The following is a 21,776-nucleotide window of genomic DNA, read 5'->3' on the forward strand; positions in this document are numbered from 1 at the left end:
CTCAATTATGATACCTTTAAGGTATCAAATTAACTTGGAATTCCGTCAAAGCTTTACTTTAGTTATTGACTACTTGTTAACGGTAGGGAAGCGAATACTTTTAATCGTTACTATCGAAAAGAATAACCTCATATTCGAAATCCAGAGCTTCACCATCGACACCCACATTTTGAAGAGCGACAGTGTAGGAAGTATCCCCGTCGAGTGCACCGAGATTTATTTCGGGTACCCATACAATGGTTCGGTCTCCATAGGCATTGTCCAAAGCTTCGATGGATAGTGCTATGGTTTCGTTATTTGGAGTGCGCATGGTAATGCTGGTCTCAGTAAAATCGGCATCTCTAATTGAAAAGGACCACCTCGGGTACACCAATTGTTGTGGCGCATATCCTTTTGGGGGCCAAGAAACGAAGTCGGGAGCATCGGATGGTGGTGTTCCGCTATTGCCCAGTACCCAGATAGCATTAGTAGCATCGGTGTTTCCGATGCCAATCTCTTGCAGCCTCGGCCACAATAGCCATCTTCTATGACCCACTGGACCGTTTGAGGCTCCGGCATCTCTCATATAGGAATCGACCGCTTCCGCATTTCGTGTCTGGGTCAACAACGAATTGCCGGCCCCTTCTTTGCCCGCTTCTGTATAACATGACCAGGTATTCGGCGGAAAATGGTCTAAAGTACCATTTGATTTCATCATTAAGGCGGCGTCCTGAGCCTTCTCGCTTTTTGAGCTGTTTTCGGATATGGTATTGTTCAGACCGACAGCTTGTCTGAAGTATGCAATACGCATCAAAATCTTATCTATGGTTGCCTGAGGAACTTCACCGGCAGTACAGGAAGTGTCATCTCCTGACCAGGCGACATCACCTGTGGTACTTCGAGAGGCGAGGTAATACTCCTTATATAGTTTTTGGGCCGCGGAGCGGGCAGTCAGGTTTACCTCTTGCTCTAGTTGCTGCACTTCCTCCAGGACGGCCGAATCTTTGCTGCAGGAATTTAAAACGAAAAGGGAAACTAATAGAAATAGGGTAGGGTTAAAGAGACGCATGGTAAAAGCATTTGGGTTATTTGCTAAACGCCGAAAAATGCAATTCGGTATAAACTTTTCGACGAGTGGTTAGGGAACGCAAATTTTAGGTGCGGAGAGTTGTCTTTAAAATGGAGGACAACATCTGAAGTATGATGAAAAATTCAGGCATGTTGGAAAATGGATGGTTACGGTTCCAATACACCCAAAAATTGTAGTGAGGAAACTTCTTGGAGTTCCAACTTTGAAGTCTCGAAGGTACCTTCAAGAGGAAGGTAATAGGACAAATCACACGGAATCTTGGTCAATTCCGCAGAAAAATCAACCACTACGGAATCGTTTGCGGATAGGTAAATGGTATATTGAAAATTAGATGCGTTGGGGATAAAAAGCTGAATGGTATTGTCTAACATTCGTATGTCAGCATCGGGAACCGCAAATTCATCGGCAGGATTAAAAACAAAACCCGTATTTGGAAGATTTCCCATTACCTTAATGTCATCTGGATTCAATGTCCCGTTTTCAAATAAGTTGGTATTGTTAGCATCTACCAATTTTAAAAATAGCGTGGGAAAGGCAGGGTCAAAAAGGGCACAATCAATTCCATCACCATTGTCATTTGAACAATTTGAACACGATAGTACGATTAGAATCAGCGCAAAAACAGTCCTCATATACCAGCTATTACTCGGTTCGGTCATTACTAAGATGAAGGAATCGTTAAAAGGTTGCCTCTGGAGGCAATGCAATCGATATGGCAAGGGTAAGCTCGTTCGACGCTAGTTTTATGCGTATGGATACAATGAACCATTACGGTTGTTCCACGTTAGCTTCTTGGGTGATTTTATCGGATTTGTATAATTCGATGGCCTTCACATAGTTCTGTGCACCTTCCATTGTCATATCATTGATAAAGCCATCGAGTTCCGGATGGTTCTTTTTCGTCCAACTCACCAAAGTATCCCTTTCTGCTTGCCATGCGTTCCAGTCGGTATCTTTACATTCCAGTTCTTCTATTTTTGAGATTTTACCTGAATCAAAGGAGATACCGTACCGACACTGCATTGGGTCGTTTTTTAAAAACTCGTGACGCCCTGAACTTATAGATATTGACGCAACAATCCGCTTGCCACTTTCTTCTAATTCGACAACTTCATAAGAGGTTCTAAAGACGGAATCCCATTTGAACACCTCGTAAAAACTTTCACGGGTATAGGGCATGATATAATCTCCGGCGGTAATCGTAATACTATCTGCAATCAGTGTTTTGATTTTAGTGAAGTTCCTAGCATCCCGAGCACCATAATAGTCAGTAATGATCTCTTGGCGGGATAATTGTTTATCGCCACAAGCCATTAACGTACAGAAGAGACTGGCTAAAAGAAATAGGTGTTTCATTGGTTTATTTGTTCTTTTTTGAAACTAGGTTCATGGTAAATTAGTCATCATAAATCGAACCAAGCGGCTTAAGGTATTTATCAAAACCAATTTCCTTGCAGAAAGCGTGTATGCTTTTCCTTGCTATTGGGCTGAAACCCTTTGCCGGATAGGAGTAGTCTTCATTGACTTTGATGTATTTTTTTGAGATGGCGGGGATTTCCAGCGATGATATCAAATAATTACAATCTAGACAAACGCTGATGGCAGCTAGAATTTCATCTTTAGCATAATAAACTACAGCAAAATGTGGGTCAAAGCAAGAGGCAGTAGTTGTTCCATAGCTTTGGTCAGAAGTAAATAGTTCTTCCAGGTTATCAACTTGAGATCGATTTAGTTCAATGGTATTCGCTATTTTTTCTTTTGCATTTTCCAAACAAACGTCGATTTTAAGCCCTCCCTCACCTTGATATTCGTATGCTAAAACTTTATCATAGTGTAATAGGGAAAATGGATTGTTCTGTCCTACTAAAATAAGAGGCAAGAACAGTATAATAATACGTAGACTTTTCATGTAACACTATTCATGGGACTTTGCTCCTCCCAATTCCTATTTTTCCACTGACGTTTCCCAACCATCATATGTTCCATGATTGATTTTCGCAATTTTTCGTAAGCTAGTGGTTATGGGATAGATTGAATTTATATCCACCTTGTCGTTTCTCCAAATCCGCAGCTCAAAGGGGAGTTCACTTTTTTTATTCGTTCCTGAGAATTCAATGGTAAAATCTAGCTGCGCCACCTCGGCCTCACATTTCTTCAAGTCGGTTTCGGTCTTAAAATATAACCAGTGATCTACTCTTCTTTTTTTTATCAATTTATCCCCTGCTTCCTCGAGGTTGGCCACTACGGACTGGTCGCCCATATAGTTTTTGATGTCTTCATTCGGATAAAGAAAATCGGTGTAGTAGCTCCAGAGACTATCCGCCTTTAGATGAATATAATACTCGTAATCAGGATAGTTTTCAGTGTAAAATTCCTCCAGTTTTTCCTTTATTCCTGTAGGGTCTGTTAGGTAGTAATACTGCAACCTTTCCTTCTTGTGCGTAAAAGAACCCACGAGTAGGACCTTGGTTTGCCGGCCGATTAATTCCGTAAGCTCATCTTCAACTTTGTGAAGTAGTGTAAAGGTCTTTTTTTCCGGAAAACCATCTTCCCTTGAGGTTTCATAGGTAAGTCCTGTTACCAAAACATGTTCAAAATCGGAAACAGGCGAATCATCTATGAGATCCATTCGAATCGTTGTGGAGCCTGGAGTACCATTTTCATATGATGCGATATAAGAATCCCATTGCTCATTCGCGGTCTGGCCATATACCATTGAAACGGTATAGAAAACCAAAGTGATGAGGGCTATTTTGTTTTTCATGTTCTGTTCTTACATTAATTCCTATACCAATTCATTCAAAGATATGCCCAAATCCGATAATTTAGGTTTTTCTATTGAATTCCGTGCTTGAGGAATCGATGAACGACCTCTTTTTCCGGTTAAGGGTTTTTGGGGTCGAATACCGTTATCGGTGCTTTTTTACACTTTATCCGAACTTGGGTCGGTTAACGACTATTTTGTCTGGTTGGGCGAACGAAACCCCGATAAAATAGGGTCTGCGAGTTTTATATATATAAAACAAACAGTCATGAAAACTATCGCAACTTTAATCTTTGTTCTTTTTATCGGAGTAACCGCTCAAGCGCAAACCGCTACTGAAGAGGTTACGATAGCGACCATTGAAATGACTGTAGTAGATGCCACCGAAAACAACGAGACTACTTTAGAGACCGCTCAAGAAGTTGCTCGCTTGTACATGTACAGCAACGCTCGTGTAAAGAAAGCCTTGTCTTTTACTACCAAGAGAAATAAGGCTAAAATGGCATAATCATTCTGAGTTCATTGATACCAGTATCTACCTATCTCTCCTCATACCCCTTAATTCGACATCGGAACTTCCATCAGCAAAAGTCTGGTCTGTGGCTGAATCTCAAAATCAACATTTTCCGTATGCTCGATGCCTAATCCGTCCCGTCGACCCAATGTGATATCACCAATAGTACATTTTCCTTCCAGTACGAAAACATAAAGTCCGTTTGACATATCCTTCAGTCGGTGGGTCAGTGCCCTATCGGTATCGAAATCACCTAGGTGAAACCAGGCATTCTGATGTATCCATACCCCTGCATCATCGGCATTCGGCGATAGTATTTGATGAAACCGGTTGTGCATATCGGCGGCCTTCAATGTAATCTGGTCATATCTGGGCTCGACATTGACCTTGTTGGGAATCACCCAAATCTGCAAAAACTTGACCTTACTGTCCGCATTCTTGTTCTTTTCACTGTGCTGCACTCCGGTACCGGCGCTCATGACTTGAATGTCTCCTGATTTGATGACGGCCTTGTTGCCCATGCTGTCTTGATGTGCCAAATCACCTTCCAGGGGAATCGAGATGATTTCCATATTACTATGGCCGTGCATGCCAAACCCCATTCCGGCCGAAACTTCGTCATCGTTCAAGACCCGTAATACTCCAAAATTTTCCCTTTCCGGGTCGTAATAATTGGCAAAACTGAAGGAATGGTAACTGTTAAGCCATCCGTGGTTGGCATGGCCTCTGGTTTCTGCTTTGTGAAGTGTTGCTTTCATGTTTTTTGTGAATTTTATAGTTGTAGTAGGTTGCTTCACGAGGCTTCCTAATTTAGACTATTAGTCGATTTTTTATGCAATACCTTTCCATTGAGCGCTCCTGTAAATTTTCCGTCCGATACCGCTAATTTTCCATTTATGATACTGAATATCAGTCCTTTGGAGAATTGAAAGGCATCCGTATAATCGGCTTGGTCTTGAAAGGTTTCCGGGTTGAATATGATTAGATCGGCATAATATCCAGGAAGTAATTTGCCTCTTTTTTCGATTCCCAATAACTCAGCGGTTTTTGAGGTACTCCCATTGATGAAGGTCGCCAAATCGATAATGCTGTCTTTTCTAACGTAGGTGTCGTATTTGCGTGGAAACGAACCATATTTTCTTGGATGTCCGGTATTACCATCGGAGCCCGTCACTACCCAAGGTTGTTGCATGAAATTATGGATGTCTTCAGGGTTCATATTGAATGATGCCACCCGTGCATAACTTTTCTTCAGGAGTTCAAATACCGTTTCCTCTGGGGAGCGGCCCATAATTTTTGAGATCTCCAAGAGGGTTTTGCCAATAAATAAGGAGTCATCCGTTTTTACGATCAATAGTTTTTCAGGTCCCCCACGCCGCACAATATTCTTTTTAGTTTCCTCAAGAATCGATGCCCTGACCGTTTTATCGTCATATCGGATGAAGAGGGAATCCTTGCCCCCGCTTTCCGCCCAACGCGGAACGACCGCCGCTTTCAATCCTGTGGCGGAGGCGTCGTAGGGGTATTGGTTGGCAGTGACCTGTATACCCTCTTTGCGAGCACTTTCTATGAGTTGTATGATGGAATCGCTTTGGTGCCACACATCGACCCCTAAACATTTGATATGTGAAATGTGGATGGGAAGTTTGGCCTGCCTGCCGATTTCAATGGCCTCGGTTATGGCAGCGATCAGGCCGACTGTATACGAACTTTCATCGCGCAAATGGGTATCGTACATACCATTGTGCTCGGCAACGGTTTTGGCCAAAGCGATAACCTCTTCCGTAGTGGCATAACTTCCAGGGGCATAAAAAAGCCCTGTAGACATTCCAAAGGCCCCGGCCTGCATTTCCTTATGGATCAAGGCTTGCATCTTCAAAATTTCATCTTTGGAGGCTTCACGATTACTGGTGCCCATAACCTGTTTGCGCAGGGTTCCGTGACCGACTAGCATTAGGGCATTGGTGCCGATTCCGTGCGCTTCATACTTTTGTCTGTATTCCGATGAGGGAAAAAAACTATCCCCGTCATTGCCAACGACTACGGTGGTAACCCCCTGTAACAAAAAGGGTAGGTTATGGGAAAGATCGGGGTCTTTTAATTCCCTATCCGCATGGGTATGAGGGTCAATGAAGCCCGGGGCAACGATAAGGTCTTTGGCATCGATTGTTTTTTTAGCCTTGAACAAGTCCACATCCTTGGTGCCTACAAAAACAATAGTATCGTTTTTTATGGCAATACTGGTGCTTTTCGGTATGGTGTCCGAACCATCGTACACCAATCCGTTTACAATTAGTAGATCCGCCTCAATGACCTTTTCGGTGCATGAGAGTAGACCAAGCAAAAGTAACGCACTAAATTTCAAGGTATTCATATATTATTAGTACTATAGCCCAAAACGCTGATGCGGGCTTTATCTGTTTGAGGCAATAGGGCAAGCGGTCATATAGCCGATTGTCTGGTGCACTATCAAATATATGGATTCTTCAAGACCGAAGCGAAAAGGGGCGCCTTCCATGAGCGTCGGATGAGTGGGCCGAAAGTTGGTAGGGCACTGACAGCAACGGAGGTCCTCTACGCATATGCCAATGGTTTCAAAAAAGTAAGGCTGATTGACTACGATATCAAACAGCCTTACGCATTAACTCAACTAAAATTATCGTTTCCTATTGGTTCACCGGAGTCGGCGTAAAAAGGTCAGGTATGGGATCCGGCAAATTACTATTGTTATTGATTTCATCTTGTGCATATAGAAAGCGTTGAGGGTTGACGGTGGTGGTGCTATTATTCAGAGGAAATGGCACCAATACATCGGTTTCCGACCGCAATCGTCTCACGTCGTTAAAAGGTATATATGTACTAAAACCGGTAACGTACCGCTCCTCGATGATTTCTCGAAGTACCGCCCTATCCGTGGCGATAGCATCCGAGTTTTCCATGCCGCCGGTTTCGAAATCCGCCAAAACATAGGCCTCGTAGAGAAGGGTGTCATCGGTGTTCATCAAGTTGAATGCCTCCCCCGAGTTTAAATAGGCCCGTAACTCGTTCAACTTATCGACAGCTCCTTGAATATCATTGTTCGCCCGTATCAGACACTCGGCCCATATGAGCAGATTCTCTTCGTAACTCACTAATTTCATGGGAATCGCCTGCCCATCAATACCGTTAAAAAGATCCTCGACAATACCACTTTCCTGAGCGCCATCACCACTGATAAAAGAATAGGCCCTACGAGCGGTTTCATCAGTTTTTGCATTGTTCCGGCTATTGGCGTTTTCAGGATCGATTAGATCTCTGTAAAATGTACCGTCACCTGTCATATCGCCTGCCCTACTACTATTGACAAAGTTGAACAGGATATTGCTGTTGCCGGGTACATCGCCTACAGGATTGTAAGCCATGGTACCTGCACTACTATTGATACCGTTAGCCACATTGGCCAATGCCAGGTCATACTGTTTTGTTTGCAGGTAATACCGTGCTTTCAAGGTATAGGCAGCGGCTATCCAATTCGTAGCATTGCCGCCAAAATAATTGTCTTGACTGTTGACGATACTAGTGGTGGCCCCACTTTGCAGTTTAGGTATGGCATTGTCCAACAAGGTCTGCAGGGCAGCATATACATCGGCCTGCCCATCTAAGGTAGGGTCTTCCGAATCTATTCCGGGATTTTCGGGGGTGGCCATGGAATAAGGAATATCTCCAAAGAGGGATGCTGCGGTACCCACTGCTAACGCCTCGTTGACATCGATAATCCCCTGTAAAACGCCGACATCGGGCGAAATTCTTCGGATTTCGGCATTCTGTACCAAAATCCCATTGTACAGATGCCCCCAGATCGCATCGGAATCACCCGGGGTATAATCGTAATTGTAAAGGGTTTGCTGAACCAATTGCAAGCCTATCAGTCCTCCGGTATAGTACATACTCGTTCGGGCCAGTTGCCCCTGTTGTATTTGTGCATTCGCCAACAAGGTTCCCGCTAGTAACAAATCCCCTGACGGAACTTCCACCAATTCATTCGGGTTATCGTTGACGTCCAAATAATCATCGCATCCGGTGGTAGCCATTAGGAAAATCAATGATACCAGTGTCTTATATATAGATTTCATAATTTACTACGTATTAAAAGTTAAAATTGACTCCAAAAGCATAGGTTCTTGTTCCAGGATTGGAGAAGTAATCCAATCCACGCGCCCTACCCACACCAAACTGGTTAACGTCAGGGTCGATTCCGACGACATCCGTCCATATGATCAGGTTGCGCCCTGAGACGGTGAATTCCATCGAAGTTAAACCCGTGGCATCTTGAAACCCCTTGGAGTTCAACTTGTATGATAATGAGAGTTCTCGAAGTCGTGTCCAGCTGCCATCTTCTACGGCAAATTCATTGAGTTTCCCATCACCAAAACCGTAAAGCGAGGTGTAATACGATTCATCCAACAAGACGTTGCCGCCACCAAAATTTCCGATATTACCTCGTACGACCGAACCGGCAGGGATGGTAGCCCCATCAAAATTCACCAAGTCTTCCGTCAATGTAATGGTATTGCCCACATCGGCATGCGTTCCGAAGAATGACAATATAAATCGGGTACGTTGTGCCAAATCATTCCCTTGGCTGGTATCGAAGGAAGTAGCCAACGAAAGGTTTTTATACGATAAATTGAATTGCAGGCCGCCTCTCCAATCTGGATTGGGATCACCGACAATAAGGTTTCCACCAGTGTCTACTTGTGGGAAGCCATTCGAATCTAAAATCAAACTACCGTCATCATTTCTCAAGGCACCTTGGGTATATAGTACGCCCAACGGTTCTCCATCAATGGCAACGGATTGAATTGAGGTTCCTTCTGAGAATTCCTGAATAAACTCCCCGTTACCTTCAACACCCCTTACCACGTTTTTGTTGGTGCTATAGTTCATTGCAATTGAACCTTTCCAATCTTCCTTTCTAAGAAAATCATAGCGCAGTTCCACTTCAAGCCCGTCGTTTTCAATAGTGGCGCCGTTGGCATAGATTTCATCAAAACCAAGGGAGGGAACCAAGGCAAGGTCGAGTAAGACATCTTCGGTCTTATTGGTGTAGTAGGTGGTGGAGAGGCCTAGTCTGTTGCGCATAAACCGTAAATCGAGACCTACTTCATATTCCGTTTTGATTTCAGGTCGTAGTGCCGGATTTCCTAAACGCTCATCGAACTGGAAACCGCCACCAAAGTTTTCAAGGGCTATTTCATCAGAGAAAGAGGAGAACGTTCCTACCTCAAAGACCGTCTGCTCTCGATGCGCTATGGGTACATTGGCCACCTGTCCGTACGCCAACCGCAGTTTTCCGAAAGACAGGGGTCCGGTATTCTCAAAGGCTTTACTAAACGTCCAACCCAATTCCGCGCTAGGGTAGAAGAACCCGTTGTCGGTAACTGGTAGCACTGAATGCTTCTCATAGGCCCCGCCCAGTTGTAGGATTAATTGATCGGCATAGTCGAAATTGGCCGTGCCGTAGAAACGGATGTTTCTTCTGCTGGTCCGTGTGGTTTCTGAACCGATGTTCTCCCTAGCGGATAGTTCAGCTGCATCTAAGGGTCTTCTAAAATTGGCAATGAAATTATCGGCCTCGGTGAATGTTCTTTTTCGTCTTCTATCATTGAGACCGAAACCTACGACGATATTGGTATTCAACTTTTCGGTCAATGCATAGTTGAAGTTGGTGATAAAATCGCCATTGTACTCTTCGTTATTGATCGTCTCGTCATTCAAAAGACCGAACCTTCTTGCAGCCCCTGCGGTGTAATAGGGGAAGAAATAGACTCGGGTATCCACGTAAAAATCAACACCACCCCTGACGAGCGAACTAATATTATTGTTCCATTTATACGAGACCTCACCCGTACCGATGAGACGATTTACCTTGGCTGTACTGATCTGCTCGTTGATCGTCCAAAGGGGATTGTTGTAAATGACGTTGTCGCTATTGGCTAAATACCTGCGATAGCCTCGATGCCTGTTAGGGGTAATGGAACCCGAACTGCTATGGTAATTACCGATATAATCCGATTGATCAAAATCGGGTGGCGTACGCAAAAGTCCTAGATATAAACCAGCGGTATTCGAACCTTGCTGGGTTCTATTGGAACCCGTATGCACATAATTGGCTTTAAAATTAGTTCTCCATTTATCCGACAGGTTTTGGGTCATATTGATCGTGAAATTGGTCTTTTTGTAGAAGCTACTCTTAATGACCCCCTTTTGATTGAGGTGCCCGGCGCTCATATAATAGGTGCCTTTTTCATTTCCGCTACTCACTGCAATTTTGTTATCGTAGGTTATACCTGTTCCAAAAACCTGGTCAAAGTTTCTATCGGTATAGACTTCCCTTGAATTTTTTTCGAGTATGGGATAAATAACGTTGTCCGAGACCAAAGATTCAAAAAACTCACCTGAGGTGTCTACCGCATCGTCACCGCCGGATCGATCTGCGATGATATCACCCCAAGAGCGTTGTGCGGTGGGATTGAAACTACCACCATTACCTTGACCAAACCTTGTTTGCAGTGGATGTTCGTATGAGATTTGATCGATGGAAACACCGGAAGAGTAGCTCACATTGAATTTGCCGGCCTTCCCTTTTTTTGTGGTGATCACGATGACCCCGTTCAAGGCCCTTGACCCATATAAAGCACCTGCTGAAGCTCCTTTAAAGACCTGAAACGATTCAATGTCTTCTGGATTGATATCATTCAATCTTGATTGCTGTGATACCCCGGCCGATTGATCGCTGTCACCGGAACCCGCTATGTTGTCGTTGTTCAACGGAATACCGTCGACAATGATCAAGGGTTGACTTGATCCACTTAATGAACTGGTTCCCCTAATCTGAATGTTGGAACCTGCCCCGGGATCACCTGAAGTCGCGTTGATCGATACCCCAGCGGCTTTACCGGCGATACCATCGATAATCTTGTTTTCCACAGGTTGTACCAATTTATCGGAATCGATTTTTGAATAGGTCGATGCCATTTTATCACGTTGTTCCACAAAGCCCAAGGCGGTAACCACCACTTCATCAAGCGCCTGCGAATCTTCTTGTAAGACGATGTTGATTGTGCTGTTGCCGTCGGCAACTGTCCGCTCTTCTGATTTATATCCGATAAATGAAACGACCAATACATCTCCTGTAGCTGCGTCAATGGTATAGTTTCCGTCAAAATCAGTAGTTACACCGTTCGTAGTTCCTTTGATGACAATTGAGGCGCCGGGTAGCGGCCCCGTATCATCACTCACGTTACCCGTAATGGTGGTTTGTGCGTACATCGTGGCCACGCCAAACCATACGGCCATCAAAAACAAAGTAGTTTTTTTCATAAAGTTCGATTTTTAGTTAGATTGATTTCATACGATTTTCATTAACTGAGTAGCAGACGCAGCCCCTATTAACGCTATAGTAACCTTCGTGGTTTCATCCCCAATTTCATAGGTGATTCCCTCGGCATTTTGACCATAGAGAAACCAGCCTTTTGATACGGGCTTTGTACTATTACTTGATTTTTCGTTTACACGATACCCCGGAATATGCTGTTCCAAGGCCGAAAACCACTCGTCTATAAAGTTGGGTAAAGGAGTCTTCTGTCTTTCCTCATTGGTATAAAAAACGTCATACCAAGTGGAATGAAAGTCAAGCCCTATCAGAATTTCCTTTTTTCTTGGGTGCTCTGCCTTGGGTCCACTTACATTTTATGGTGCTATTGTGGGCCAACTGTAGTCGGTATTGGATGTATACTACAAGTCCATACCTCGAGGAAAGAAAATAGTCTAATCTATAGGATAGCTTTGGCAATGTAGTTATTGGTAATTTGCGTTAACGCCTATTTTGGCCCGAAAGGGTAGTCAGGCCATCAGCAAATAACCATTGTTTTTAGGAATAAGCAACGGTGGGCTGAGGTTTAGAACAGTGTCCATCCCAGCGTTACAGAGATAGCGTAGAAACCAGAATAAGAGGTTGCTAACGGGGGTTGCGGATGAAAATGAGGACGAAGCCTAGTTCAGAACGTCGGTGCCCAGGTATTTGTCGTCTTTATTGTAATACCAGGCCCGGGTCTTCGGCATTTTGATTCCTGCTATTTCTTGCTCTCCTGTGAGAAGAATATATTCCCCATCATTTTTAGATTCATCATGATAGAATTGATAGACCTCCATGGCATAGGTGTTCGGGTCGAAATAGAAATACCAAACATCTTCACCGACTTCCTTTTCGTAGGTAGCCTTGAGTACGAGATAGGTCTTGCCCTTAAACGTTCGCTTTTCGGTTTTCGGGGCTACTAGAGTTCCCGGATCTTTTAATTTCATCGGTAACCCGTAGAGATAGGTATAATAATCTTTGTACATCGTCGCCCGGTCGCAAGTCAGGCGATGTTTCTTTTTGTCGTCTTCTGAAATGTCCGTACTGCCGTTGAGTGCCAATTCACAATTGTCTTTGTCAACGGTTTGGCTCAAGGTTACCCCGTCCTTGGTTGCGACGACTTGAAAGTACTCTTTGGGTAGGTTCATCGTAATAGCACTCACTCTGTCTTTCCCATCAGGGGTGCTCATCGTAATTTGCATTTTTCCTTTAAAGCCAGGCCACGCCCCGTTTGGGTCATGGTATTGAATGGCTTTGTTCAGTAATTCACCACCGGATAACTCTTGAGCGGTCACTGAAAAAAAGGAGAAGGTCAAAATGAAGAGAAAGAGTTTTGTGAACATCATGGGATAGTTGTTATAGGGTAGGCACATTCGTATGTTGGTCATAAATCTCCAACAGATTCATAGTTGCTTTGAGCAGATCTTTGGTCTCCAATAACAGACTAAAGTACAAAGCCGTGTTTTTCGGGCTCGATTCATCCGCCCTGGTGCGCTCGATTTGTTTGTTTATTTTTTGATCCAAAGTAGTCATCAACACCTCTTTGTTCATGATGATCTGGGTCAACTGATCATAAGCTTTGGTATCAAAAATAGTCTTGATTTCCGAAAAGAGTTCGTCAATGAAAATATCCGTTTCCTTCAAGTCCTTAATTTGATTAAAGCGTAATTTTTTGTGATTGTTATGTACATGTTTGTAGCTCGCTTTCGAGATATACTCAAGCGATTGGGTCATGTCTTGTAGATAGCTCAAAGCGGTGATATAAAAATTACTGGCGCCAACGCTCGATTCATCTAGGTTTTTGATAAAGTAAAAGATATTTCCTCGAAGGTCTTCCACCTCGCTGTCCAGTTTGGTAATCCCCTTTTTACTCTTTTTCAGACGGTCGATATCGTGTTTTGAAAGGCCATCGATCGCTTGCGTATATATTTTATTCGCTCGCTCTATGGCCATTGACATGTTCGAAGAACTCTCCTCGATCAACCCGATAATCGAATGGCTTTCCGATTTTTGAAGTCGTTCCTCAAGCTTTGTCTCCTTCATTTTTTTGTTGTGCGAAAGGTAATTTCTGCCGATCAATAAAAAGGCGATTACTAAAAGTACTGCCACGGCCCAAATACCACCGAGATGTATGATATAGGCAATGAAAGCGGCAGCCGTAAAGGCACTGATGGCCGTAAAGAACCACCCGCCTATAACGTTGAGCACTCCCGCGACCCGATACACTGCACTTTCAGGTCCCCAGGCACGATCGGCCAAGGAAGTACCCATGGCGACCATAAAGGTGACATAGGTAGTTGAAAGGGGAAGTTTCATTGAAGTTGCGATTGAAATGAGTACACTGGCGACCATAAGGTTGACGGCTGCCCTGACCAAATCAAAGGCGGGCAAATCTTGAACCCTGCTTTTTGGAATATAGACATAGGGCTTTTCAAATCGGGAATCTATTTTCTCAACGAGTGCTTTGGGAAGTATACCTCCGAGATTTTCGGAAGCCTGAATAGAGAATTTCACAATTTGTCGTGATAGAAAATTAGGCTGAAAACGTTCATCGCCCTCATCTTGACGCGATAGGTCGACACTGGTCTTCACCACGTTTTTCGCTTTGGACGAGAACCAAAGCGTAATGACCATGATTACTCCCGATGCCAATAATAAATAGGTAGGTGTTCGCACCGCTTGTGAAAGGCTTTCCATGGTAAATTCTGCTGCAGTAGTACCGGAAGAACTCCAAGAATTGAACGATTCAAGGGCCGCTAGGGGAACCCCGATAAAATTCACCAAATCATTGCCCGCAAAGGCCATGGCCAAGGCAAATGTGCCGAGAACAATGATGAAGGTATAGATGTTGATTTTTAGAAAATTACTGGCCAACCATGAGAAAAAAGACCAAATAATGAAATTGCCAAAAAGAAAAACTTCCGGATGTTGACCTATATAATCCAGTATTGCGGGACTAAAAATCGAAGCGCTCTTAAGGCCTTTGACGATAATGAAATAGATAATTGAGGTAGTGGCGAATCCACCAAAGAGCGCACCCACCCATTTCGGTCTTTCGGCAAATTTGAACGAAATCAACATCCGCGATATGAACTGTACCAAGGCACCAATAGTGAAAGCCACAACTACGGAAAGCAAAATGCCCAGAATGATTTGGGTTGCCTTTTCGGTATTGATATAGCCATCGAGCTCAGCGAAACCTCCTCCTGTGGCCGCAATCTTGACCAGGGAAATGGCCACGGCTGCGCCCAGCAGTTCGAATACGATCGATACTGTGGTCGAGGTTGGCATTCCCAGGGTATTGAAAAAGTCGAGTAGGAGAATATCGGTAATCATTACCGCCATAAAGATGATCATGATTTCGGCGAAAACGAATTCAGACGGATTGAATATGCCCTTCCGGGCGACTTCCATCATTCCACTGGATGACATGGCCCCAAAGGCGATACCCACACTTGCAACGATCATGATGGTTTTAAATGAAATCGCTTTCGATCCGATCGCCGAGTTCAAAAAGTTGACCGCATCGTTGCTGACGCCCACTACCAAGTCGGTTATGGCGAGCACAGCAAGTGCAATAATCATAAATAGATAAATGTTCTCTTCCACGTAAGAATGCAGATGGTTGGCCATCAATTAGGTCAATCACAAAAGTGCTACTATAATTCAGTTTGTAGGTTAATTTAATGTTATGAAATGGTTTAGGGCTATGGCGAATCAGATTTGGGTCTAAAGGATACTTATACGTCGAGTTTTTACGTTCAAAGTCTTGAAAACCCTATATAAATTGAAAAAAAAATAGAGGGCCGAAATACCAAAGCGGTTTATTTCTCGTTATCAATGTAAATTTAATGTTAAGCAAAAGTTGTTTAAACGTAAAATTTATGTAACTTTGTGATATAATATTCGTACTATGAAAAATACAATCTTGACACTCGCTATACTATGTTGCACCGCAATTTCCTTTGCACAGCAACAGCCTGAACTGAAGTTGAACGAGGAAACAAACCTTATAGAGGCTACCTATTTTCACGAGAATGGGAAAATAAGCCAACAGGGGACCTTCAATTTGGAGAAGCAGCTTCACGGCAATTGGATCAGCTATGATGAGCAGGGCGAGAAGATATCAAAAGGTTCTTATGTGAACGGACTAAAAACCGGGAAATGGGTGTTTTGGTCTAAAGGAGATAAGAAAGACGTAATTTATGATAATAATGCGATTGCTAGTGTGAATGGTATTCAGAAAGAGTCACCAGTGGTAAAAAATTAGCAGAAGTTTCCCCCCAAAAAAAGCATCCCGAAAAAACCGGGATGCTTTTTTTTGTAAACTATTTCAACTATAACCTCGTCTTGAGTTATTCTTTTTGAAGTCCTGCGCCGTTGGAAACGGTTTCCTCTTTTCTTACTAATGATTCTAAGCCAGCGACACCTTCCAAGCTGATTTGTTTGGCGCCCATACCCAAACTTACCTGTGTAATTTCATCTGCTTTCACTGCGATAGGCATTTCAATGGTTTCATATCCCGCGTAGGTTACGACCAAGGTGTATTCGCCACTCTCCAAAGCGCCAAATTCAAAATTGCCATGAAAATTGGTCTCAGTTTTAGCATCTACTCCTTTCAATTGCACATGGGCAAATAACAAAGGTTCGTTATGCATTTCTTGGTCCAAAATAGTACCTCTAAGACCCCCTTGGTTTTGAGCGAATCCGATGGTGGTCATCATCAAAAGGAATATGGCAAGACAATTTTTCATTTGCGTGATTCTATTTGCTGCAAATAACGTTGTCGAATGTAAAGTTAAGGTTAGCTATAGATTAAAATTGGGTAAGAAAAAGGTTAAGTTGTAAACAAATGAAAACAGATTTCCTTGGGGTATCAAAAGAAAACCCCGCTCTTCAGCAGGGTTTTCAGTGGTATTTAATTGAGGCTTAGTTTCCTGTAGCCCAATCAAACATAGTTACATCTACTTTGGTTCCTGAAGTGTAAGGACCTTCAACCGTCGCATCGGCACCGTCAATTTGAATGTTCGCTAATGGACCAGCATCTTTCATGTCAACCAAAAGCTCATAACCTTCCAAATAAAGGTTTGTAATCGTTGCTCCGGATTGCTTTTTGAACTGTAATGCCGTTCCATCTACGGTGGAGACAGCTGTGAAGTTAATTAGCTTCGGATTGCCATTAGCACCATCTGCCTCAACAGCAGTAGAAAATCCGGCTTCAGTATGTGAAACATAAGCGTTGGTCACTGTTCCATTCCAACCTTCTGTCCAGTCGATCGAATCATCTTGATTGTTCTCGAAGTAAAGGTTGCTTGCAGAAACCGTTCCTCCGAAAAACTCCACACCATCATCTTCACCATCTATTATGGCCACATAATCAATTGTTGTATTTGATCCAACAGCATATAACGTTAAACCGTTGTACTGTGATTCGGCATCGATCTGCGCACCTGCATGTTTGATGATTAAATAAGATATTGAACCTGAATCATCCGTATCCGTAGTTCCTCCATATTTGAAGTTTCCGACTTCCGCAGTAGCGTCCACACCTTCGGTGGTAGTGGCATCTCCCAAAACAACCAGACCACCCCAATCACCGGAGCTTCCTCCTGAAGATTGTAGAAGAACTGGGGCCTGGGCAGTACCTTGAATGTCAATTTGGGCTCCTTTTTGAATAACAATGTAGGTCGAAGTTTCGTCTCCTGTTTCAACAGTGGCATTAATGGTTGTTCCGGCAGGAATGGTCAATTTCGCACCCGCTTCTACGCTCAGACTTTTTTCAAGTGTATAATTGTTATTGGCATCTAGCATCATATCGCTTGTAATGGAACCTGTTAAAACAATGTCTTGTGGTTCAGGCTGATTGTCAGAGTTCACCCAGTCGAAGTCAGCAACGTCCACTGAAGCTGCAGTATTGTAGCCTTCTGCTGGATTTGCATCTTCACCCTCTATCTTAATATTTGAGAGTGGACCATTGTCTTTCATATCTATGGAAGTATCATAGCCAGATAGGGAAAGACCTGTGATAGTTGCTCCTGACTCTTTTTTGAATTGTAATGCCGTCCCACCGACCGTAGAAACCGCAGTGAAATTGACCAAGGAAGGATTGCCATTTGCACCATCTGCCTCCACAGCTGTAGAGAAGCCCTCTTCGGTATGTAGCACGTAGGCATTGGTCACTGTTCCATTCCAACCCTCGGTCCAGTCAATTGAATCATCTTGATTGTTCTCGAAGTAAAGATTGCTAGCAGAAACGGTACCTCCGAAAAACTCCACACCGTCATCTTCACCGTCCATCATTGCAACATAGTCGATAGTCGTTCCGGAACCTACGGCATAAAGTGTGAGGCCGTTGTACTGTGATTCGGCATCGATTTGCGCACCTGCATGTTTGATGATTAAATAAGAAATCGAACCTGAATCATCGGTATCCGTGGTTCCACCATATTTGAAGTTTCCGACTTCCGCAGTAGCGTCCACACCTTCAGTCGTAGTCGCATCACCTAAGATGACAAGTCCCCCCCAGTCACCGGAGTTTCCACCGGTTGATTGCATAATAACAGGCGCTGCCGCTGAACCCTGAATGTCGATTTTGGCTCCTTTTTGAACTACTATATAGGTGGAGGTTTCATCACCAGTTTCTACAGTAGCATTGATAGCGGTTCCAGCAGGAATAGTCAAAGTTGCACCCGCTTCAACACTGAGGCTTTTCTCCAAAGTATAGGTTTTGGTTGCATCGAGTGTTCTATCTTCAGTTAGGGTTCCGGTTAAGGTGGTACTCTCAGTAGGTTCCTCAGGACAAGCGGTACATGAACCACCGCAGTCTACACCGGTTTCATCTCCATTTTTAATTCCATCAGTACAAGTTGGCTCTACCGCATCCGGACCAGGATCAGGGGCATTGTCGTCACTACTACAGCTCGCAAGGACGATAGCGAACACTAGCGCGAGAATCATTGAAATTTTTGTGGGTTTCATTTTCATAATTAGGATTTTTAAAGAATTAACAATTTCAGTGTATATAAATAGGTTCTAAAAATTATAACTCAAGCCAAAACTGATACCAACTCCTGATGTATATGATAAAACCGTTTCCTCGGTTTCAATATTCGTAATCGGACTTCTCACCAATTGCGTTTGTTTGATTACTGGGTTCAATAGATTTTCGCCATTAAAACTTAGCTTCCAATGCCGTCCAAATTCCTTGCTTATCACCGTATTTAATACAACAAATCCGTTTTCCACGATAGCATCGTCATAAAGTGTATCACGATTTGCTTGGTCGGTTGGCACTCCTAATGAAAAAATCTTATCTGAGGCGTAGTTTGCCGTTAGTGCAGCAGCCCAAGGGTTTTCGCCGGTTGTATTAAAGTTCAAGCTTGTATTGAATATCCAATCAGAAGCACCTTCTAAATCAGTTTCTGAAATACCTTTATATCTAAAGCTTCTTTCTAGTTGTCCATCTTCATTGAAAACCTCTTTCAAATCTTGGGTGTGCCACATCCTAGTGGCATTAAAAACCAGATTCAACTCGGAACCTGATAATGAACCATCCTCATCATTTTCAATAGCTTTGATCAAATCGATTTTGGTCTCTGCTTCAAGACCAAAGATTTCCGCTTTTTCCCCTGAGTTGAAGTAAGAGAAAATCCCCGCTGAACCTCTTTCCCTAACACGGTTGATAGGATCCGTTATGTCCTTATAGAAGGCTGCAACTGAAACCAATTGACCTGCGGACGGAAAGTATTCCCACTTTAAATCGAAATTTAAATCCGTCGATGCTATCAGATCAGGATTACCCCGAGTAATTTGGCCTGTTGGAGATACGTAATTAAAAGGGGCTATTTCTTTAAACTCGGGCAGTGTAATAGTTCTGCTAAAAGCAAAACGCAAAGCATGCAGTTCGTTTAGGGAGTACTTTATATTTAAGCTAGGATAAAGATTGTTGTAATCTTGTTCACTGATGCCTGTTCGAGGATTTAAGTTTCCTATATCGTAATTAACGCTGATATCGTCAATTTGGTAACGAAGTCCTAGGTCGAAATTCCATTTGTTTATGCCGTAATTGAAATCGACATAAGCACCGGTGGAATTTAGATTACCCAGATAAATATCTTTGCGCTCGCCATTGGCATTGCTACCCAAAAGATTGATTTCCAAAAGGCCAGCATCAAAATTGGACTGTCTAAAAATAGCACCTAAATTATCTATTGAACTCGGGTTTATAGCATTTGTCCGTGTTTCTTCTACACCAACGAATTGAGAGCTAAAATCCCGTTCTTTGGTACGATAGGATGCTCCAATCTCAATTTTGAAGGTCTTATTTTCTTCATCGATAAATTGATGCGCGTCTTTTACAATCGCGTTGAATTCAACATCTTCGATTTCCTGACTGGACTTACGTTGCTGAAATCCGCCATTTCTAGCTAGTTGTACATCAAAATCAGGCTCTACACCGTTAGGGTCCCAGTTTACCTCATTTCGGATTCGGTTGGGTTCGTCTGCACTTAATAAGTTGTATCCGGCGGCCCAATCGAGTGTATTTTTCTCACCGAATCTATGGGTGCCCAGTAGTTGGGTTACCAAAAGACGTGTTTGTTTGGTGTTTTGATCTCGAATGAATTGGAATAATCCTTCCGAAGGAGCGGTCTCCTCAAAAATCGTAGCCTCACCATTTCGACCTCCCTCAAACACTTCTTCCGTCAACTTGTTCACGAAAAAAGTACTTGACTTTATTTTGTTCTTTTCGTTTGCCAAAAAGGTCAAATCCAAAAGAGCGGTATTTACTACTTTCTTACTAAATGTAGTCGCATCTGTAATAGTATCATCGATGAAATTTGAGCGGAACTGTCTAAAAACACCTTCTCGATGTTCAAAAGAACGAGAATGCGACGCAGTGAAAAAAGCCGAAAGCTTTTCCTTTATTTTCTTTCCGGCCGCTATCGAATAGGAATAATCGAAAGGGGCGTCTTGTTGTAATGTATTCCAACCTTGCTGGGTGACAAGTTCTCGGGTGTTCAAGTTTTGAGCATAAAATCCATAATCCGTATTTCGGGAATTTGGAGAGACTTTGAAATTGTCCCACACGCCACTTTTAGCAACGTTGGAATTTATTCCGGCAGAGGTGCTCACCGAAAGCTCACTACTTCCACTCAACTCACGAGTTGCTACATTTATGGCTCCGGATGCCTCATCCGCAGTACCACTGGCCGAGTAGGTTTTACTGATACTTACGTTTTGAAGAACCCTGGTTGGAAATAGCCCTAAATCGATATTTTTTTTATCAATATCATCGGAAGGAACGGTTAATCCGTTTAGAGTAGTGGCTAGATAACGGTCTCCCAAACCTCTAACAAAAACATCGCCTGAGGCCTCACTTGCGGTGACTCCAGAAATTTTAGTAGTGGCGGTTGCCGCATCGGAAACGCCAATTTTACCAAGTTCTTGGGCCCCGATACTCTCCTTGACCGTTATCGCTTTCTTCTGGTCTAACAAAAGCGCCGTCTCCGAATCTTTTCGTGCCACGGTGGTGACCACTACTTCTTCTAAAGCAACACCTCCGGCTGCCATCGCCATATTGATGGTCGAAACCTTTCCGGCCTCAACGGTCACGTCGGGCACTTCTACGGTTTCATACCCTAAGAAACTAAATACTACTGTATAGGTACCGGGTTCCAAATCGGCAATTTCATAAAGACCGTCAAAGTCCGAAGTGGTTCCAGTGGTGGTCCCTTTGATTAAGATGTTGGCAAAAGGCAAAGGATCGTTGTTCATCTCTTTGTCCGACAGTTTTCCGGCAACGCTGCCGGTGTCTTGTGCAGAAACCTGCACTACTGCTGCAAGTAGCAGCATGGTTAGAATTCTTTTCATTTTTAGTTTACTATGTTTGATTTTAAATACCGCTGCAAAAGAACCATGCAGGTGTAAAAGTCGAGTTATCCGTATGTTAAACATGTATTGTAAAAGTGTTAGCTAAACGTTACTATATTAAGCGAATGTTAAGCGATTCTTTGTAGCCCTACAGGCTACGGCT

16 protein-coding genes are annotated in these 21,776 nt (G+C 43.3%); 2 read left to right on the plus strand and 14 right to left on the minus strand.

The window, feature by feature from the left end:
- Positions 1-100 precede the first annotated feature (100 nt).
- From ACKWCA_RS06910 to ACKWCA_RS06930, 5 genes are all read right to left on the minus strand, one after another.
- Positions 101-1,048, minus strand: coding sequence for a CAP domain-containing protein (locus ACKWCA_RS06910; protein ID WP_413977438.1), 948 nt, complete (start codon positions 1,046-1,048; stop codon positions 101-103).
- Between the two features lie 167 nt (positions 1,049-1,215).
- A complete protein-coding gene (locus tag ACKWCA_RS06915) occupies positions 1,216-1,701 on the minus strand; it encodes a hypothetical protein (protein ID WP_413977439.1) in 486 nt (161 codons plus the stop codon).
- A 136-nt stretch (positions 1,702-1,837) separates the two neighbouring features.
- Complete coding sequence (locus tag ACKWCA_RS06920; RefSeq protein WP_413977440.1) at positions 1,838-2,425, minus strand: hypothetical protein; 588 nt, start codon at positions 2,423-2,425, stop codon at positions 1,838-1,840.
- 40 nt (positions 2,426-2,465) lie between these two features.
- Positions 2,466-2,840 (minus strand): hypothetical protein, encoded by a 375-nt coding sequence (locus tag ACKWCA_RS06925; RefSeq protein ID WP_413977441.1) that lies wholly within the window; start codon positions 2,838-2,840, stop codon positions 2,466-2,468.
- A gap of 174 nt (positions 2,841-3,014) precedes the next feature.
- Complete coding sequence (locus ACKWCA_RS06930; protein ID WP_413977442.1) at positions 3,015-3,833, minus strand: DUF695 domain-containing protein; 819 nt, start codon at positions 3,831-3,833, stop codon at positions 3,015-3,017.
- 268 nt (positions 3,834-4,101) lie between these two features.
- Between ACKWCA_RS06930 and ACKWCA_RS06935 the strand changes: the two genes are divergently transcribed.
- Positions 4,102-4,341 (plus strand): hypothetical protein, encoded by a 240-nt coding sequence (locus tag ACKWCA_RS06935; protein ID WP_413977443.1) that lies wholly within the window; start codon positions 4,102-4,104, stop codon positions 4,339-4,341.
- A gap of 50 nt (positions 4,342-4,391) precedes the next feature.
- On the opposite strand, the gene ACKWCA_RS06940 is transcribed toward ACKWCA_RS06935, so the two are convergent.
- The 6 genes from ACKWCA_RS06940 to ACKWCA_RS06965 form a co-directional block, all read right to left on the minus strand.
- On the minus strand, positions 4,392-5,105 hold the full coding sequence (locus ACKWCA_RS06940; protein WP_413977444.1) for a pirin family protein: 714 nt from the start codon (positions 5,103-5,105) through the stop codon (positions 4,392-4,394).
- A gap of 47 nt (positions 5,106-5,152) precedes the next feature.
- Positions 5,153-6,721, minus strand: a complete 1,569-nt coding sequence (locus ACKWCA_RS06945; RefSeq protein WP_413977445.1) for an N-acyl-D-amino-acid deacylase family protein — start codon at positions 6,719-6,721, stop codon at positions 5,153-5,155.
- A gap of 292 nt (positions 6,722-7,013) precedes the next feature.
- Positions 7,014-8,459 carry a SusD/RagB family nutrient-binding outer membrane lipoprotein gene (locus tag ACKWCA_RS06950; RefSeq protein WP_413977446.1) on the minus strand — a complete coding sequence of 482 codons (1,446 nt, stop codon included), beginning with the start codon at positions 8,457-8,459 and terminating at the stop codon, positions 7,014-7,016.
- A gap of 13 nt (positions 8,460-8,472) precedes the next feature.
- On the minus strand, positions 8,473-11,709 hold the full coding sequence (locus ACKWCA_RS06955; RefSeq protein ID WP_413977447.1) for a SusC/RagA family TonB-linked outer membrane protein: 3,237 nt from the start codon (positions 11,707-11,709) through the stop codon (positions 8,473-8,475).
- 672 nt (positions 11,710-12,381) lie between these two features.
- Complete coding sequence (locus tag ACKWCA_RS06960) at positions 12,382-13,131, minus strand: DUF6503 family protein (protein WP_413977448.1); 750 nt, start codon at positions 13,129-13,131, stop codon at positions 12,382-12,384.
- Positions 13,100-15,376 carry an inorganic phosphate transporter gene (locus ACKWCA_RS06965; protein ID WP_413977449.1) on the minus strand — a complete coding sequence of 759 codons (2,277 nt, stop codon included), beginning with the start codon at positions 15,374-15,376 and terminating at the stop codon, positions 13,100-13,102. The genes ACKWCA_RS06960 and ACKWCA_RS06965 overlap by 32 nt, the downstream gene beginning before the upstream one ends.
- A 280-nt stretch (positions 15,377-15,656) precedes the next feature.
- On the opposite strand from ACKWCA_RS06965, the gene ACKWCA_RS06970 reads away from it, so the two are divergent.
- A complete protein-coding gene (locus ACKWCA_RS06970) occupies positions 15,657-16,013 on the plus strand; it encodes a toxin-antitoxin system YwqK family antitoxin (RefSeq protein WP_413977450.1) in 357 nt (118 codons plus the stop codon).
- An 85-nt stretch (positions 16,014-16,098) separates the two neighbouring features.
- Here the strand turns inward: ACKWCA_RS06970 and ACKWCA_RS06975 are convergent, their stop codons facing one another.
- From ACKWCA_RS06975 to ACKWCA_RS06985, 3 genes are all read right to left on the minus strand, one after another.
- Positions 16,099-16,497 carry a carboxypeptidase-like regulatory domain-containing protein gene (locus ACKWCA_RS06975; protein ID WP_413977451.1) on the minus strand — a complete coding sequence of 133 codons (399 nt, stop codon included), beginning with the start codon at positions 16,495-16,497 and terminating at the stop codon, positions 16,099-16,101.
- A gap of 175 nt (positions 16,498-16,672) precedes the next feature.
- Positions 16,673-18,727 (minus strand): hypothetical protein, encoded by a 2,055-nt coding sequence (locus ACKWCA_RS06980; protein WP_413977452.1) that lies wholly within the window; start codon positions 18,725-18,727, stop codon positions 16,673-16,675.
- A gap of 48 nt (positions 18,728-18,775) precedes the next feature.
- A complete protein-coding gene (locus ACKWCA_RS06985) occupies positions 18,776-21,613 on the minus strand; it encodes a TonB-dependent receptor (protein ID WP_413977453.1) in 2,838 nt (945 codons plus the stop codon).
- Positions 21,614-21,776 lie beyond the last annotated feature (163 nt).

Source organism: Maribacter corallii (assembly GCF_047345415.1).
Taxonomy (GTDB): Bacteria; Bacteroidota; Bacteroidia; order Flavobacteriales; family Flavobacteriaceae; genus Maribacter_C.

Excerpts from the sequence above, each read along its gene's own strand:
- ACKWCA_RS06910 (WP_413977438.1), bottom strand. The coding sequence starts at position 1,048 with ATGCGTCTCTTTAACCCTACCCTATTTCTATTAGTTTCCCTTTTCGTT.
- ACKWCA_RS06915 (WP_413977439.1), bottom strand. The coding sequence starts at position 1,701 with ATGAGGACTGTTTTTGCGCTGATTCTAATCGTACTATCGTGTTCAAAT.
- ACKWCA_RS06920 (WP_413977440.1), bottom strand. The coding sequence starts at position 2,425 with ATGAAACACCTATTTCTTTTAGCCAGTCTCTTCTGTACGTTAATGGCT.
- ACKWCA_RS06930 (WP_413977442.1), bottom strand. The coding sequence starts at position 3,833 with ATGAAAAACAAAATAGCCCTCATCACTTTGGTTTTCTATACCGTTTCA.
- ACKWCA_RS06935 (WP_413977443.1), top strand. The coding sequence starts at position 4,102 with ATGAAAACTATCGCAACTTTAATCTTTGTTCTTTTTATCGGAGTAACC.
- ACKWCA_RS06940 (WP_413977444.1), bottom strand. The coding sequence starts at position 5,105 with ATGAAAGCAACACTTCACAAAGCAGAAACCAGAGGCCATGCCAACCAC.
- ACKWCA_RS06945 (WP_413977445.1), bottom strand. The coding sequence starts at position 6,721 with ATGAATACCTTGAAATTTAGTGCGTTACTTTTGCTTGGTCTACTCTCA.
- ACKWCA_RS06950 (WP_413977446.1), bottom strand. The coding sequence starts at position 8,459 with ATGAAATCTATATATAAGACACTGGTATCATTGATTTTCCTAATGGCT.
- ACKWCA_RS06955 (WP_413977447.1), bottom strand. The coding sequence starts at position 11,709 with ATGAAAAAAACTACTTTGTTTTTGATGGCCGTATGGTTTGGCGTGGCC.
- ACKWCA_RS06960 (WP_413977448.1), bottom strand. The coding sequence starts at position 13,131 with ATGACCAACATACGAATGTGCCTACCCTATAACAACTATCCCATGATG.
- ACKWCA_RS06965 (WP_413977449.1), bottom strand. The coding sequence starts at position 15,376 with ATGGCCAACCATCTGCATTCTTACGTGGAAGAGAACATTTATCTATTT.
- ACKWCA_RS06970 (WP_413977450.1), top strand. The coding sequence starts at position 15,657 with ATGAAAAATACAATCTTGACACTCGCTATACTATGTTGCACCGCAATT.
- ACKWCA_RS06975 (WP_413977451.1), bottom strand. The coding sequence starts at position 16,497 with ATGAAAAATTGTCTTGCCATATTCCTTTTGATGATGACCACCATCGGA.
- ACKWCA_RS06980 (WP_413977452.1), bottom strand. The coding sequence starts at position 18,727 with ATGAAAATGAAACCCACAAAAATTTCAATGATTCTCGCGCTAGTGTTC.
- ACKWCA_RS06985 (WP_413977453.1), bottom strand. The coding sequence starts at position 21,613 with ATGAAAAGAATTCTAACCATGCTGCTACTTGCAGCAGTAGTGCAGGTT.